Origin of the sequence: Candidatus Methylacidithermus pantelleriae (assembly GCF_905250085.1) — a bacterium.
In the GTDB taxonomy this organism is placed as follows: Bacteria; Verrucomicrobiota; Verrucomicrobiia; order Methylacidiphilales; family Methylacidiphilaceae; genus Methylacidithermus; species Methylacidithermus pantelleriae.
On record NZ_CAJNOB010000067.1, the window covers coordinates 55,630 to 71,728 of the forward strand.

Here is a 16,099-nt window from a genome sequence, read left to right on the forward strand (position 1 = left end):
AGATGAAAAGCTCGGTCCCATTCCGGTGGCAACGGAAGGATCTGGTGGGGTTGCGGGATTTGGAACGCTGGGAGTTGGATCTCATCCTCGATCGGGCCTTCCAGGTCCGGAAACGGCCGAAAGACCCCCACGAGCTTCCACTTGCCGGAAAGACGGTCGTGCTTTTTTTCGTAGAACCCAGCACGCGAACCCGGATTTCCTTTGAGATTGCAGCCAGACGATTGGGAGCCAACGTGTTGGCCTTGGAAGGGGGGACGTCTTCCCTTCAAAAAGGGGAGACTCTTTTGGACACCGTACGAAATCTCCAAGCTTTCGATGCGGATATCGTGGTTCTTCGGCATTGGGCTGCGGGAACACCCACCGTTTTGGCCCGCCGTTTGCAGCTGGCTGTTGTCAATGCAGGGGACGGAGCGCACGAACATCCCACGCAGGCGCTGGCCGATCTTTTTACGATCCGAGACCGACTTGGCCAAATCGAAGGGGTCCGAGTTACCATTGTCGGGGATATCCTTTATAGCCGGGTGGCCCGGTCCAATCTCTGGGGATTACTCAAGTACGACGCAAAGGTAACGCTTGTAGGACCCCGGACGCTTCTGCCCCGGTCCTTTGGGGATCTTCCGATACGATTGACCCACTCGTTAGAGGAAGGAGTAGAGGGGGCACAGGTCATTCTTCTTTTGCGCATCCAACATGAGCGACATAACCAGATGCACTTCCCTTCCCTTGCTGAGTATGTGCGACTCTACCAGTTGCGGCCGTGCCATCTCAAGAAAGCCCATCCCGAGCTTCTCATCATGCACCCAGGTCCGGTTCATCGTAACGTCGAGCTTTCTGACGAGCTTTTCCACTCATCCCATTCGGTCATTTTGGAACAGGCAGCCAACGGGATTACAGTACGGACTGCCATACTGGAAGTCCTAGCGGAGCGTTTGCCAGCCAGATGAAGGGCCGATCCTATCTCTGCATCCGTGGGGGAGAGGTGATCGATCCGGTTCGGCAACGAAGGGAGCGAAAGGATCTTTATATCGCGCAGGGTCGCATCGTAGACCCAGCCACTCTGGAACCCGATATCCCTTGGCGCATTGTGGAAGCGGAGGGCAAGCTTGTCTGTCCCGGATTGATTGATCTCCACGTGCACGTCCGAGAACCGGGACAAGCCTACAAGGAGACTTTGGAAAGTTGTTCGCTCTCGGCAGCCTCGGGTGGCTTTACAACCATTGTCGCTATGCCGAATACCTCTCCTCCACTGGACACTCCCCAGGCTGTGAGATGGCTTCTCGAACAGAGCCAGAAACGTTCCGCGGTTCGGATCCTTCCGACCGGGTGCCTCACGCGGGGACGCCAGGGGAAGGAACTAGCACCGATGGCGGCATTACGGGAAGCTGGAGTTGTTGCCTTTACCGACGATGGGGATTGCGTTCAAAACGCAGAGCTCATGCGAAGAGCTCTCGAATACGCGGCTATGCTTGGGGTTCCGGTACTGGATCATTGCCAGGAAAAAACGCTGACCGAAGGTGCTGTGATGAACGAGGGGTATTGGAGCTCAGTTCTAGGGCTCAAAGGATGGCCATCGGTCGCAGAAGAGCTAATGGTGGCACGGGATATTTTGCTTGCGGAACACTGCCAGGCCAGGGTCCACTGCCAACACCTGTCCAGCCGGAACTCGGTTCGATTGATCCGGGAAGCGAGGTTGCGCGGTGTTCCCGTTACGGCAGAAGTGACACCCCATCATTTGGCACTGACCGAAGAATGCCTCAAGGAGTTCGATCCTCTCTACAAGGTTAACCCTCCCTTGCGAACCCGTTGGGATTGCCAGGCCCTTGCCGAAGCGGTTGCCGAAGGAACGATTTCAGTCCTTGCGACCGATCATGCACCCCATGCTCCTCATGAAAAGGAAGTCGAACTCGACTTGGCTCCGTTTGGTATGATTGGCTTATCCACCGCGCTGGGTGTTTACGGCCGAGTTTTTGTGGAGACCGGGCTACTGAGTTGGGAGGGTGTAGCCAACCGGTTGACCGTCGGCCCCGCTCGGGTGCTCGGACTTCCCGATCCTCTTTTGGAACCCGGCCGGGTAGCCGATCTTGTGATCGTGGATCCTGACATTCGCTGGCAGGTGGACGATCTTTCTTTCAGCGGGCTTCAGGGAAAAAGCCCCTTCTGTGGGATGGAGCTCCTAGGAAAGGTCATTCTCACTATGGTGGAGGGAAAAATCGTATGGCCGAAGCCAGAGGATTTCTAGCGCTTGAAGATGGGTCGGTGTATCGGGGCCGTTTTCTTGGTGTCTCCGGCAGCGTAGTAGGGGAGGTCTGTTTCAATACCGCGATGACGGGTTATCAGGAAATCCTGACGGACCCCTCCTACCGGGGACAAATCGTTGTGATGACCTACCCGCACATCGGCAACTATGGAATTAACCCCTGGGATGCGGAGTCAGACCGCCCCCATGTTGCAGGATTTGTGGTTCATGAACTTTGCCGATCGCCCAGTAACTGGAGGAGTCGGCAGAGTCTTGCTTCTTACCTCAAAGAACACGGAATTTTTGCTTTGGAAGGGGTGGACACGCGAGCGATCACCAAGCGGTTGCGAGTTTGTGGTTCGCTACGGGGGGTTCTGGCAAGGGAGGAAGAACTCCCATGGCATGAGGCGGTGGATCGGGCCAGGGCGTGGGATTATGGGCAACACGATTTCGTTCGAGAAGTGACTTGCCGGCAAGCGTATCAGTGGGATCCAGAGGGAATCCAGAGCCAAGCCTGGACCTTGAGGCGAGCCAAGGAACTCGGGCCGGAAGGGAACCCAGAGGAGGAGCGATACTTTGAGCCGGTTCCTCCATCAGAGTTTCGTGCCGTCGTGTATGATTGCGGAGTCAAACGCAATATCCTTCGGCGACTTCGTCAGGAAGGATTCGAAGTCTGGGTGGTACCCGCCGACACACCGCCCTCGCAGGCCCTTTCCTTAGGGCCCCATGTAGCCGTTTTTTCCAACGGTCCTGGGGATCCTGCAAGGCTTTCCTACTTGCATGAAATTGCCTCAGGGCTTTTGGGTAAAGTCCCCATTTTGGGGATCTGTTTAGGGCATCAAATCCTTGCTCATGCTGTGGGCGGACGCACCTTTAAGCTCAAATTCGGCCACCGGGGAGCTAACCATCCCGTCCAAACTCTGGCGACCGGCACCGTTTGGATCACCTCCCAAAATCATGGATTTGCTGTGGACCCCCAATCGCTTCCTCCGGGTTTGGTGGAGGTCACGCAGCGGAGCCTTTACGACGGGACGTGTGAGGCTTTGGAGTTTACGGAAGTCCCGGCCTTCTCGTTGCAGTACCATCCGGAAGCTTCTCCGGGCCCACGGGATAGTACGGGGATTTTTCGTCATGTAAGGGAATGGGTGAAATGTCCTGAGAAACGCTACTTTGGCAGGAAGGAGTGTTAGGCCCGGTGAACAATTCTCAGAGGACGGAGTTTAGAGCCCATCCGGACGGGAAAGGATGGGAAGCGTGTGAGCTAGGGAAAGAACTGGTCCCGGAGCAGATGGAATCACTTGCGCGTTGGCTGTACGATCCTGAGGTCCCCGAGGAGGCGAAGATGTCCTTTCTATCTCGTTGGGCTTGCCGGGGGGAGACCCCAAAAGAAATGGCTGCGCTGGCCCGGGAACTTTTGCGAGACTCCCTTCCTCTTCCTATTCGCGGATTTTGGGAAGGGCGCCCCATTGTGGATACTTGTGGTACGGGAGGAGGAGGCCTCTGCCTTTTCAATGTCTCGACGGCTGCGATGTTTGTATGTGCGGCAGCCGGGCTTGTGGTTGTCAAGCATGGCAACCGAGCAGTGACCAAACGGTGTGGAAGTGCTGATGTTTTAGAGGCTCTTGGACTTCCCGTGGAGCTTGAACCGGACGAGCTTGTCCGTTCCTTGCAGGAGATCGGAATGGGGTTTGTATATGCTCCAAAGTATCATCCTGTGCTGGCTCGGCTTTCTGGGCTACGGCGCCGCATGGGATTAGTAGGACAAAGAAGTGTCTTTCATATGCTAGGTCCTCTTTTGAATCCCGCCCGCCCGGCCGTTCAGCTGGTCGGGGTATTTGCGCCCGAACATGTGACTAAGATGGTGGGAGCTCTTCGGGAACTGGGGTGCCAGCAGGCCGTCGCTGTCTATGGAATTGACCAGGAAGGAGTGGGACTGGGAGAAATGGGGACCAACGGTGAGGGTGTCCTTGCGGGTCTTCCATGGGAGAAGGTTGCTTTGGCCATCAAAAGCTGGGCCCAACGACGAGCTTACCATGGATCGGCAAAGGAGGTGCTGGTTTCTCATCCCGAGCAAAGTGCTCGAATGATCGAAGAGATTTTTTGCGCTCGGCAAAAGGGGTTTGCGCGGGGGTTGGTTGTTGTCAACTCTGCCTTGGTGCTTCTCGCTGCCCGGCAGTGCCAGAGTTTTGAGGAAGGAGCCGAGCAAGTGGAAGAGATCTTGGACCGGGGGCTTGCTCGAAAAAAGCTCGAGGATGCGCGCCGTTTTTACGCTTCCGTGCGTCGTTCCGCTAAGAACTCACTCGAGTTGTCCACATAGAGAGGACCCGCGTGTGACACAGCGCAGGACGGGTTGGGAAAACTTTCATTTTCTGATTCGGGAATGGTTCCAACGGGAAATCGGGGAGCCTACCCTTGTGCAGAGACGCGCCTGGGAAGCTATCGAAAAGCAAGGGCCGGTTCTCGTGGTTGCTCCCACCGGATCGGGTAAAACACTGGCCGGATGGCTTGGTTTACTGAACCGGCTGGTCCAGAGGTGGCAGGCGGGAAGGTGGGCCGAGGGGCCTTCGGTTCTCTATATCTCTCCCCTTCGGGCGTTAAGCTATGACCTTTGGCGGAACTTGCAAAAACCGCTCCGGGAGTGCGAGGATGCTTTTCGAAGGCAAGGGCTTTCCTTTCCCCCCGTTTCGGTTTCCGTGCGCACGGGAGATGCCACAGCCGCTGAAAGGGCTCGGCTGGTGAGAAAACCTCCCCAGATCTTGGTAACGACCCCCGAATCATTGTATCTGCTGTTGGGGGGCTCAAGAGGTCGATCCCTATTGAGTCGGGTAGAAACGGTGATCGTGGATGAGCTTCATGCTTTGGTGGGGACCAAACGGGGAGCCCATCTTTTTCTCTCCTTGGAACGACTGGCTCGGCTGCGAGGAGGTCTTTTGCAGCGTATCGGGCTTTCGGCCACGGTCCATCCTTGGGAGGAGGCAGCCCGTTGGCTCACCGGCCAGCAAGAGGGGGAAAAGGAAGTCACTGTTGTGATGCAGGAGGAGGATCGGAGGCTCGATCTTGCCATCGAGCTTCCCGAGGTCCCGTTAGGATCGGTGGCTTCGACCGAGTTTTGGGAAGCTCTGTATGACCGGATCGCAGAATTGACCAAGGAGCACGCAACAACCCTTGTCTTTGTCGCCAGTCGCCGGTTGGCCGAGCGGGTTGCTTTTCAATTGGGTCAGCGGTTGGGGGATTCCGTGGTAGGAGGTCACCACGGGAGTCTTTCTTGGGAAAGACGGCGGCAAGTGGAAGGCCTGCTTCGGGAAGGAAAACTTCGTGTGGTCGTAGCAACCTCTTCGCTGGAGCTTGGGATCGATATCGGACAGGTGGAGCTTGTGTGCCAAGTGGGTTCTCCCCGTTCCATCACAGCCCTGATCCAGCGAGTGGGGCGCAGTGGTCATCGACTGGGGAAAACACCCAAAGGTCGATTGTTCCCTCTTTCGCGAAACGAGTTATTGGAAATGGTGGCTTTGATCCGTGCGGTGCGGCTGGGTGTTCGGGAGAAGTTACCGACGATTGAAGCCCCTCTTGACGTGCTTGCTCAGCAGGTGACGGCGGAAGTCGGAGCTGGGAGTGTTTCCGAGCAGGAGCTTTGGGAGCTTGTCCGCAGAGCTTATCCCTACCGCGGGCTAACCCGAGAGCTTTGGGAAAAGATGCTCACCCTTCTTTCGGAAGGGTTTGCGTGGGAGCCGGGCCGGCGCGGAGCTTTGATCCATTGGGAACGCACGGATGGGGTTCTTCGGCCACGCAAACGGACACGATGGGTTGCTTTGGCCAATGCAGGGGTGATTCCAGACCGGTTTGAGTACGAAGTGGTTACTGAGCCGGAAGGGGATACCGTCGGCACGGTCAACGAGGACTTCGCCATGGAGAGCATGGTGGGAGATGTGTTTCTTTTGGCTGGGCGATCGTGGCGAGTCCGGCGAGTCGAAAAGGGAAAGATTCGCGTAGAAGACGCCGGCTTTGCAGCTCCATCGATTCCGTTTTGGCTTGGGGAGGCTCAAGCCCGATCGCCAGAACTTTCGGCCAGTGTGGGAGAATTCTTGGAGTGGGCCAACGAGCAATTCGATAGAGGACCGCTATCCCACGGAGTTGCTACGATCACCGAAGAGCTTTGCAACACCTTTGGCCTTTCCGAGGAAGTAAGCCGAGCTCTTTCCGAGCACTTGGCGGCAAGCTACGCGGCTTTGGGAGAACTGCCTACTCATCGAAAAGTTATCGTTGAACGCTTCTTTGACCAGGCAGGGGATACACAGCTTGTGTTCCACTGCGTACGGGGGATGCGGATAAACCGAGCCTGGGGATTGGTGTTAAGAAAACGCTTTTGCCGTCAATTTAACTTTGAGCTTCAGGCTGCTGCTGGGGAGGACGGTCTTCTTTTGTCTCTGACGCCTGTGCACAGCTTTCCCTTGGAGGAAGTAGTTGGCTACGTAAAAAGCGATACGGCTCGCTCCCTTTTGGTCCAGGCAATTTTAGATGCCCCGGTATTTCGGATTCGGTGGCTGTGGAATAGCACAATCGCTTTGGCCGTTCCCCGGAGAAGAAATGGAAAGAAACTGTCGGCACAGCTGGTTCGAATGCTGGCCGAAGACCTTCTCGGACGGGTTTTTCCTGATCAGCTTGCTTGCTTCGAAAACATCGTGGGAGACCGACAGATTCCGGATCATCCTTTGGTGGATCAAACGCTTCGAGATGTGCTCGAAGAGACGCTCGATTACCCTGGATTGGCTAGCTTGCTCAAAGACATTGAGTCTGGCAAGATCCGGGTGGTGACTCGGGATCTGAGGGAACCTTCCCCCATGGCCTGTGAGTTACTGACGGCTCGTCCGTATGCGTTTTTAGACAATGCGCCGTTGGAGGAGCGTCGCGCTCATGAGGTTTCCGTTCGAAGATGGTGGGCTCTAAAGGACGCTACCGAACTGGGAACGTTAGACCCGGCAGTGATCCAGAGGGTCTGTCAGGAGGCTAGGCCTTCCGTCACTTCCAGTGAGGATCTTTTGATGGCGCTGGAAAGTTTTGCCTGTTGGGAAGCCGACCCATCGTACCAGCCGTTTTTTGACTCACTAGCCCGAGAAGGAAAAGCGCTTACGGTTGCCACTTGGAATGGGAAAACCCTCTGGGTTTCTTCCTCTCGAGCTCGTCAGTGGGCAGCGACTCTGGGCGAAAAAGCCGGTACTAGCCTGGCTCGGTTTTGGGATCCACAAGAAGACCCTCAAGAAGCTCTGCAAGAGATCGTAGCGGACCGATTGGCTCTCTTAGGCCCGCGCACGTCCGCCGAAGTTGCTTCTGAACTTGGAATCGAAGTTACCCGAGTCCAAAGAGCTTTGGAAGGACTGGAAGCCCAGGGGGTGGTGTTTCGGGGAAAGTTTCGTCCTGAAGGGTCAGCAGAGCTTGAATGGTGCGAGCGAGCTCTTTTGGCTCGTATTCACCGTTCAATGATGGAGGGGTGTCGCCAAGATGCGGCTAGCGTCGAATCGAGCACATTTTTTGAGTTTCTTCTGCGATGGCAACGGGTTCGGGAAGAGGATCGTGCGGATGGTGTTCTGGGGTTGCAGAGCGTTTTAGAAGGGTTGGAAGGATTTGCTATTCCTTTTCGGGCCTGGGAAGAAGAGGTTCTCCCGGTCCGCATGAGGAACTATGACCCTGGCTGGTTGGACGAGCTCACGTTATCGGGCAAGTTTGCGTGGCTAGCCCTTGGAGAAGAAAGGTTGGTGGGAACAACTCCGGTCGTCTTTACTTCGCTCTCCGGGGGTGAGTTTTTTCCTTTCCAAAAAGCGGTTTGTTGGTCACCGGAAAAACTAGGGCCTTACGCAAGGGAGGTGTACGCGGTTCTTCGCCGGGAAGGTCCCAGCTTTTTTGACACAATCGTACGAAAAAGCCGGCTTTTGCCCAGCCAGGTAGAAGACGGGCTTAGCGAGCTAGTTGCCCGAGGGATGGCCAGAAGCGATGGTTTCGGTAGTTTGCGGGGGCTTTTGGCAAGGAAACATCGCCGAATGATCCGGCGGCCCCGCGGCCCTTGGCCTTTCCCCGGGCGGTGGGTGCTTTGCGAAGACAGAGAGAATGGACCGGAGAGAACAGGGGAAAAGGAGACTGAGCTGGAACGGGCGATAGCTCTTTTTTTGCGCAGGTGGGGTGTCGTGTTTTATAAGCTTTGGAAACGAGAAAATGTCTTTGAGCTGCCCTGGAGTTGTGTGCTCCGGGTGTTACGGCGCTGGGAGGCAGCGGGGAAAGTCTCTGGAGGCAGGTTTGTGAGGGGTGCTTCGGGGGAGCAGTTTGCGTTACCGGAAGCCGTCTCTTTTTTGCGGAACTTGGCAAAGGAGAGGCTTTCTGGAGGTGGCGTGACACTTTCGGCGGTAGATCCTTTGAATCTGACGGGTCTTATGTTCCCTGGGCCCCGAGTTCCGAGTCGTTACGGCAATCGGATCTATTGGAAGGGGGGCAGGCCTCTTGTGGCCTTGATTTCAGGGAAGCTTTACTGGTGGGAAAGCCTTGAGGGACAAGCCCGTTGGGAAGTGGAAAAAGCCGTCCGGCGGGCTAGTGGGAGCGGGTATCGCCAAAAGGTTTTGGCTGGGGAAAACCTTTCTGCAACTTCCAAAGAGGTGTCTTCCAGACCGTCGTCCCAGTGCCTTCCTAGTTCCTCAACGGGATACTTGGAGGCCGGATGTTTTGGTCGGGCTCCTCGCTAGAGACGATTTGGCCAGAGGTGAAACGCAGACCTTTCCTCTTACTGGACTTGGGCCAGACGCTTGTTCGATTCGATTGGAAGGAAGCAGCACAGCGTTTCACCCAGAGGACAACGAGGCCAGTCGATCTTACGGTTGAGTTTCTCTGCCAGCGGTGCCTGTACGTGGAATATGAACTGGGCAGGGTCGGGAGCAGGGAGTTTTTCTTCGAGTTGCGTCGCGCGACGGGTTTTGACGGGACCTTGGAGGAGGTAGAAGAAATTTTTTGTAGCATTTTTTCACCATGGCCCGAGCGAGAAGCGATTCTTGCCAAGCTTTTGCCTCGCTTCACGATCGCAATTGTCTCGAATACCTCTCCGGCGCATGCCTTTTATTTAGAGAAAACTCTTCCCTGGTTGTCCCGGCTGCCCCACCGTTTCTATTCGTTTCAATTGGGCCACCGGAAACCTTCTAGCCACTTCTACCTGGCGGTTCTTTCTCAGTTGGGTTGTCGCCCGTGGCACACAATACTGGTAGACGATCGTCCGGAAAACTGTGTGGGAGCGCAAAAGGTTGGGATTCCGGCCGTTTGCGTTTCGCCAGAAGAGTGTTTGGGCGAAGTCTTGGCCCGTTCAGGGCTGCCAATGGTGGGAGATCTCGACACATAGTGACACTGGTGACCTTTGATCGAAGCTACATAAGGCAATTGGGCCAAGCGGGTAGGCCTGTACCGTAAGAGAGGTGAAGAAGAACGCGCGTCGTAGCCCTCGTTCTGGCCAGGCGTGACCTCCGCCATGGGTTGGCCAAGGAATAGACCTGTCCCATAGGTTGTGGGGGCTATAAAAGCCGTTAATACGCGTCCTGTTGTCACCCCCGCGAGGAATCGCGGCAAAGCAGGGAGGCTTGTTCGGGTCAAAACGTTGGGACCAGGTTCCCAGCGGGACAGGGAGAGGAATTCCAGGTGTTGGGGAGGACATTCTTTTTACTTGTGCCGCTGCCCCTGGAGACGGGAACATGGAGGCCGTTTCGGCGGATGGCCAGGGGAAACTTCCGGCACACGGACTGTGGCTCGAGCGATTGGAGAGACACCGTAGAGGCGCTTTCCTCGTAAGAAAAAGGTTTGACTTTTGGGGTAAGCTAGCCGTCGATGGACCAAGACCAGGAGCTGTGCGGCTAGCACCAGAAGCGAACAACACCACGACCTTTGGAAAGCGGAAAACCGGAAGCTTTAAAAAGGATCGTTCTTGTGGGATCATGGAATCCTTCCGAGTGGAAGGAGCATAGGAAGGAAGCCGTGGGTAGTGAGGGCTGGACACGCAGGGAGGTACTGGCACTTTTGAGCGGACTTTGGCTTGGGTGCGGCAGCCCGAGAAGCTTCCTCGGTCAGGTGTTTGTCCCTGCAGGGCAGGGGTGGGAGGGGTTAGACTTTTCCAAGCCTAACCCGTGTTGGAATGGCTTGGGGCCTCTGGTGTCAGAACCACAAAAATTACCCCTTATCCGTCTTACGGATCGTCCGATCCAACTTGAAACACCAAGACCCTATTTTCTTGACGTTTTCACTCCGAATGCCGCCTTCTATGTTCGATATCATTTAGACGGGATCCCCAACGCAGTCGATCTTAAGAGCTGGAGGCTCAGGCTAGAGGGCAACTTCCGCCGATGCCTTTCGTTCTCCTTCGAAGAGTTGATTCGGGATTTTTCTCCGGTTTCACTTGTTGCGGTTAACCAGTGTTCCGGTAATTCTCGGAGCCGGTTTTTCCCTCGGGTTGCAGGGGCTCAATGGGGGAACGGTGCGATGGGGAATGCGGTTTGGACTGGCGTTCGCTTGAAAGATCTTCTTTCCCGAGCGGAGCCTTTGCCTGGTACCCTGCAAATCCAGTTTCAGGGACTGGATACGGGCAAGGGACCGGAAGGCAAAGGATCGCACGCCTTTCTCAAATCCCTGGATCTCACGGACCCGGCGCTGGAACGGAGTCTTGTTGCCTACTCGATGAACGGGCAGCCGTTGCCCATGTTGAATGGCTTTCCGGTACGACTGGTGGTGCCAGGAAAATTTGCCACCTACTGGGTGAAACATCTTAGCTGGATTCGGGCGCTCAAAGAAAAGGATTCCAATTTCTGGATGGCGCAGGCCTATCGTATACCTGCGACGCCCGGGAATACCATTCGACCCGAGGACGCGGCTCGCGGAGGATGGACGACACTTCCCATTGGGGCCGTAGATATGCCGGTTCGCTCTTTTTTGATCGAACCGGATGGGTCAAGCAAACTCCCTGTGGGGATGCCTGTACGGTTGCGAGGCATCGCTTTTAGTGGCGGCAAAGGGGTTGAACGCGTGGAGGTTTCGGTAGATGGAGGACGGAGCTGGATGCCAGCTCAACTGGGGTCGGATTGGGGTCCCTACTCCTTTCGCTTGTGGGAGAAGGTCTGGAAACCCAAGCGGCCAGGACGGTTCGTGGTTGCGGTACGAGCTTTTGACCGCATGGGGCACGGGCAGCCTGAGGAACCCATTTGGAATCCGGGAGGCTACTTGTGGCATTCTGTGGAAAAGCAGGAGCTGGTAGTCGGGGAAGTGTAGTTGTGCAAAACTCCCGGGTTTCGTGTCTCCCATGTATTCGATGGCTAATCGTAGTTTTCATCCTGACCAGCGGTGCCTGGATGACCCTTTGGAGTGCGGTGCCGGAGGGAGTCCAAAGAGGCCAATACACGGTAGGAGCTTTGGAAGTTACGTATCCTGTTCCACTTCCTGTACAGACGGAAAATAGTCTTTTTTCTGTTGGGCCCTATCCTACGGTCCTTCCCGACCTTCCTTCCTTTCCAGGAAAAAATCTTGTGGTGAGCTACTGTTCTGGCTGCCACACCACGCAGTATCTCCTTATGCAGCCGAAACTCTCGCCGGAAGGTTGGAAGAAAATTGTGGCGAAAATGGAGGTGTCTTTTGGGGCCCCAGTCCCCAAGAAGGCCGAAGGTCCGATCCTTACGTATCTTGAGCAACTCTCCGAGCAAAGAGGGCCAACTTCTGGGAATCGGTAGTTTTCCTGGACAAAAGTGGGCGGAGAAGTGTTTTGGGTGTGCCCTCAGGCTCCGACGCTCTTTGATAGAAGAGGATTTATTATCAGCAACAACAGTTGGAAGAAAGGCTTAGCTCGCAAACAACCCATTGCGCGTGGAAAGACGATGGGAATTTCGGTTCAAAAAAGGGTGGAAAACCCCTCAAAAATGGCCTAGGGTTTCTGGCCCTGCAAGGACCGAGAAGTCAGGCCACTAAGCATGGAAGTTCAAGCTAGCGATCCCTCAGTTTAGGAGGAGCGGGAAATCCATGGAAACGCATCGTCGCATTCTTCTAGCTCCTTCGATTCTTTCCGCTGATTTTGCGCGTCTGGAAGCCCATGTCCGGGAGGCGCTAGCTGCAGGAGCGGACTGGTTGCACATTGATGTTATGGATGGCCACTTCGTTCCCAATATCACCATTGGTCCTTTGGTTGTGGAGGCCCTTCAGCCGATTCGCCAAGAAACAGGAGCTTGGCTCGATGTGCACCTTATGATTGAGAACCCGGACCGTTACTTAAAGGACTTTGCACAAGCAGGCGCGGATATCATTACCGTTCAGGTTGAGGCTTGCCCGCACCTTCATCGTACCATCCAATCGATTAAGGAGCTGGGTGTGCGTGCAGGAGTGACCTTAAACCCGGCAACCCCTCTTGTCACCTTGGAGGAAATCTTGCCGGACGTGGACCTAGCTCTCATTATGTCAGTTAATCCCGGTTTTGGGGGACAGGCATATATTCCGTCCAGCACGGCGAAAATTCGCCGGCTAAAACAAATGCTCGATACCATTGGTTCTTCGGCTTGGCTGGAAGTGGATGGGGGGGTCAAAATTTCCAATGCCCGAGAGGTGATCGAAGCGGGAGCCAATGTGCTCGTGGCAGGATCGGCGGTTTTTCGCGGAGATGTCAAAGCCAATGTAGCGGCGTTCCGAAAGATTCTGGCTGAGTTTGAGGAGAACTCCTAAGAGCAAAGAGGCGAGCGCGAGCGGGACCTTGGGGTCATTCTGATCGCAACGAGAACGTTAAGAGAGGTTAGGAACCGGGCTCTGACAAAGTCCAGGCAGACGCCAAGACGCGAGGGAAACTTCCAGTGGCTGCTTGGGCAGGGCATAGATGAGGAAGCTCAAATGTACCCGGGATCCGTAGGAGGAGTTTTGCACATAGAGCCGCCGGGCATACCTTGCTCGCTAGTGGCGTTACGCCGTTGGAAGAGAGCGTGTCTGGAGTAATCCAGAATCCAAAAGGGTATCGGTACTCAAAGCATAGAGATGACAGGTTTCCCAAAGGTTTGCGAGAGTAGATCCTGTTCTTGGCGTCTGAATAGCCTCTTTGGAAGTTTGGCCTAAAGGCCTATTACGAGCGCTCGTGGGTCTTCGGAAAACGACCACGTCTGGAATTACCGAGAGAAAGAGAACCCAAAACCAAGAAAAGCCCTTTGCCAGATTGGCAATCTTGCAAAAGGTAGGTCGATAAAGAAAAGACCTTTGCATCGATCTTTGGGACCTTTGCCAGCCGGTCATACCGGACCGGTGAACGCTTGGGGAAGGACCGGGAGAAGTTCCTCCCTTTCCAGGGATTTTGCCTGCGAGTACCGGCTACCTGTCCGGACTTCGAGCCATAGGGAATAGGTTTGGGTCAGCACTGGGTAATGGATCAAGCAAGTCAAAGCGTGGGTCAAAAGGAAAGTCACTCAGGTCATGATGGACAAAGCTCAGCTGCTACGACCTGAGAAGCCAGCGTGGAGACTTGAGTTTGCGCTTCTTCCCAAGGTGCTTGAAGGGGTGAGATTCAAAGATGGTCGGGTAGGTTCTTACAAAGAACCACGAAACCAGAGGGGAAAAAAATATAGCTTACCCAACCAATGCGCGTCCACGAAGTGGGAGGATAAAATCCTATGATTGCAAAAAATGCCCTTTTGGGTATTTGCCTAGGAAAGTTAGAACTGTAAGAAGGATTGCCGAGTGGTATCGAACAGAAGAGCTTCGACCTCTACTAGGTTGCTGCATAAAAAGGTGGGTCTTGCGCGACGGAGTTTCGACTCGGTATCGTATCCAGTTAAAACCGCACAGGAACAAACGCCAGCACAATGAGCCGCTTCTACGTCGTGGACCATGTCTCCCACAAAAAGGGTTGTACTAGGAAGGAGTGAATAGCGAGAGAGAAGCGTCTGGAGACCGGTTCGCTTATCCCCCACGGACGTCATAGCGCACCGAAAAAAATGTTTTAGTCCAAACCGAGCGGCAAGCGTTTCGTAATGATCGGGATGGATTGTGCTCAGAAGGAAAAGGTCAAGGCCATTTGACCGGCACTGGTTTAAAAAAGGAAGAGCCTCCGGAAACAATGTGACTTTTCCTCTAAAGGCTCGATAGTGCGCGTGAAAATGTTGATCAAGTTCCTCTAAAGGGACTTCAGGAAGGTATCGGGCATAGAAGTCGCGGAGCGGAAGAAAAAATTTCTCGCGAAATTCTTCTCGGCTAAACGGTGCCTTGCCGTAAGCACGAAACACGTGATTACCAGCTTCCAGAACGCAATCTAGGTCGTCCACAAGGGTGCCGGACCAATCGAGAATCACTGCTCGGAACGGAAGCATAGGGTCATTACGCTGAGATATAAACAAGGGTCCCCTCTTGCGCGAACTCGTATAGCCTCATCATATCCTCGTTTCTTAAACAGATACAACCACAGCTTGTTGGTGTTCCGATGTGCTCCTCCCAGTTCGTACCATGAAAATAGATCCAGCGGTCCCGGGTGGTGCGGTTGTGTTCTTCAATCCCTTCCAGCCAGAGGATTCGGGTAAGAATCAATCTTTCCTGGGAAGGCGTCCCCTTGTTCCATATCGCGCCCGTCGGTTGTCTCCCTTTGAAAATGGCCCCGATGGGTTGGCCATCGCCGATCTTTTGGTAGATCCTGTGCCAGCCTCGTGGCGTACGCAGGCTTCCTGGTTCTTCCCCGCATCCGTGAGCGGAGGTACTGACCGGAGCTTCCCACAAAAGCTCTTTTCCCTTCATTACTTTAACAACTTGACTGGGAACTACGACCCAGAACCAGAGCTCCTCCGGAGGGACCAGAAGGTTAGTACTCGTTAATCCGGTCGATGAGTTGTCGCAGCCGGCCATAGGAACTTCGGTTAAAGGAGAAACAGAGCCGGTAAAGATGGGCAAGTTCACTTTCTTGTCCCTCTCCCGGTAGGGGTCCTTTGCGAAGTTCAAAACGACCCCGTGTCAGGATATCTCGAAATTGCGCGTTCCACTCCTCCAAAACTTCTTCTGGGATGGGACGGCGAATCCGGATGATGAGTCGAGCCCCTAAAAAACGATACGAGTGAAAATTATCGTAGAACCGAAGAACTTCGTCTCTGGCTTCTTCCAGGCTTTCCGTAAAGCGGAAGAGCGAAAAATCCGATTCAGAGATGAGATCATGGGCCAATAGGTTCTCCCGAAGGTAACGTTCAAAATTTTTCCAGAAAATCCCTCCGGGGCAGTCAACAAAGACCAGCGGTTCAATGGCAGCTTTTCCGGTCTGCATGAGAGTAAGAGCCTCAAATCCCTCGTCCATCGTTCCGAATCCCCCCGGAAAAAGGGCGATGGCGTGGGATTCTTTAAGAAAGAAGAGCTTGCGCAAAAAGAAGTAACGAAAATGGATGAGTTTGGGATCCCCTTCGATGACCTCGTTGGGCCGCTGTTCAAAGGGAAGGAGAATGTTGAGCCCAAAACTTTTCTCTCTTCCTGCTCCTGCCTGCGCTGCTTCCATGATCCCACTTCCTCCACCGGTAAGGACCATAAAGCCACTTTCTGCCATCATGGAGGCAAACTTTCGCGCGGCTTGCCCTACCGGGCTATCGGGTGAGAGTCGAGCGGAACCGAAAATTGCGATTTTCCGAATGCCGCGGTAGGGATGAAAGACCGCAATGGCTCGACAAAGATCCGCCAGCATAAAGTTAACAAGCCGGGCGTCAAAAGCGCTTGCTCCTTGATGACCAAGCGTGATCACCCGCGCCAGGATCTCAAAGTACTCCCGCTGGGCCGGCAGCCCTGCCGCTTCGAGCAGGTGGAAAATTGCGTGATCCCATTCCGGCTTGCCGGTAGAGTAGGTGCGGTACTTTCTTAGATTCACTT

The 16,099-nt window shown here is 54.7% G+C and carries 13 protein-coding genes; 9 read left to right on the forward strand and 4 right to left on the reverse strand.

The features are described 5' to 3' along the window. The first annotated feature begins 2 nt into the window (after positions 1 to 2). The 9 genes from KK925_RS10230 (at position 3) to rpe (ending at position 12,949) form a co-directional block, all read left to right on the forward strand. Positions 3 to 944 (forward strand): aspartate carbamoyltransferase catalytic subunit, encoded by a 942-nt coding sequence (locus KK925_RS10230; protein WP_174582535.1) that lies wholly within the window; start codon positions 3 to 5, stop codon positions 942 to 944. Further along, positions 941 to 2,239, forward strand: coding sequence for a dihydroorotase (locus tag KK925_RS10235; protein ID WP_174582536.1), 1,299 nt, complete (start codon positions 941 to 943; stop codon positions 2,237 to 2,239). Before KK925_RS10230 ends, KK925_RS10235 begins: the two co-directional genes overlap by 4 nt. After that, positions 2,215 to 3,426: a glutamine-hydrolyzing carbamoyl-phosphate synthase small subunit gene (gene carA, locus KK925_RS10240; protein ID WP_174582537.1), complete on the forward strand. Its 1,212-nt coding sequence runs from the start codon at positions 2,215 to 2,217 to the stop codon at positions 3,424 to 3,426. Before KK925_RS10235 ends, carA begins: the two co-directional genes overlap by 25 nt. Before the next feature lie 5 nt (positions 3,427 to 3,431). After that, complete coding sequence (trpD, locus tag KK925_RS10245; RefSeq protein WP_174582538.1) at positions 3,432 to 4,553, forward strand: anthranilate phosphoribosyltransferase; 1,122 nt, start codon at positions 3,432 to 3,434, stop codon at positions 4,551 to 4,553. A 13-nt stretch (positions 4,554 to 4,566) separates the two neighbouring features. After that, on the forward strand, positions 4,567 to 8,961 hold the full coding sequence (locus KK925_RS10250; protein ID WP_174582539.1) for a DEAD/DEAH box helicase: 4,395 nt from the start codon (positions 4,567 to 4,569) through the stop codon (positions 8,959 to 8,961). A 17-nt stretch (positions 8,962 to 8,978) separates the two neighbouring features. Further along, the gene (locus tag KK925_RS10255; protein ID WP_174582540.1) at positions 8,979 to 9,605 is read left to right on the forward strand and encodes an HAD family hydrolase; all 627 of its coding nucleotides are present in this window, start codon (positions 8,979 to 8,981) and stop codon (positions 9,603 to 9,605) included. A 719-nt stretch (positions 9,606 to 10,324) separates the two neighbouring features. After that, a complete protein-coding gene (locus KK925_RS10260; RefSeq protein ID WP_407929054.1) occupies positions 10,325 to 11,515 on the forward strand; it encodes a molybdopterin-dependent oxidoreductase in 1,191 nt (396 codons plus the stop codon). Between the two features lie 80 nt (positions 11,516 to 11,595). Continuing rightward, entirely contained in the window at positions 11,596 to 11,970 is a 375-nt protein-coding gene (locus KK925_RS10265; protein ID WP_214096497.1) for a hypothetical protein, read from the forward strand. Between the two features lie 286 nt (positions 11,971 to 12,256). Beyond that, positions 12,257 to 12,949, forward strand: a complete 693-nt coding sequence (gene rpe / locus KK925_RS10270; protein WP_174582542.1) for a ribulose-phosphate 3-epimerase — start codon at positions 12,257 to 12,259, stop codon at positions 12,947 to 12,949. Positions 12,950 to 13,500: 551 nt separating this feature from the next. Here rpe and KK925_RS10275 read toward each other — a convergent pair. The 4 genes from KK925_RS10275 to KK925_RS10290 all read right to left on the reverse strand — a co-directional run bounded on the left by KK925_RS10275 (position 13,501) and on the right by KK925_RS10290 (position 16,097). Beyond that, on the reverse strand, positions 13,501 to 13,650 hold the full coding sequence (locus tag KK925_RS10275) for a hypothetical protein (protein ID WP_214096498.1): 150 nt from the start codon (positions 13,648 to 13,650) through the stop codon (positions 13,501 to 13,503). A gap of 270 nt (positions 13,651 to 13,920) precedes the next feature. Beyond that, on the reverse strand, positions 13,921 to 14,574 hold the full coding sequence (locus KK925_RS10280) for an HAD family hydrolase (RefSeq protein ID WP_174582544.1): 654 nt from the start codon (positions 14,572 to 14,574) through the stop codon (positions 13,921 to 13,923). Positions 14,575 to 14,581: 7 nt separating this feature from the next. After that, a complete protein-coding gene (locus KK925_RS10285; RefSeq protein WP_214096499.1) occupies positions 14,582 to 15,100 on the reverse strand; it encodes a L,D-transpeptidase in 519 nt (172 codons plus the stop codon). Beyond that, positions 15,057 to 16,097 carry an LOG family protein gene (locus KK925_RS10290; protein ID WP_174582546.1) on the reverse strand — a complete coding sequence of 347 codons (1,041 nt, stop codon included), beginning with the start codon at positions 16,095 to 16,097 and terminating at the stop codon, positions 15,057 to 15,059. The genes KK925_RS10285 and KK925_RS10290 overlap by 44 nt, the downstream gene beginning before the upstream one ends. Positions 16,098 to 16,099: the final 2 nt, after the last annotated feature.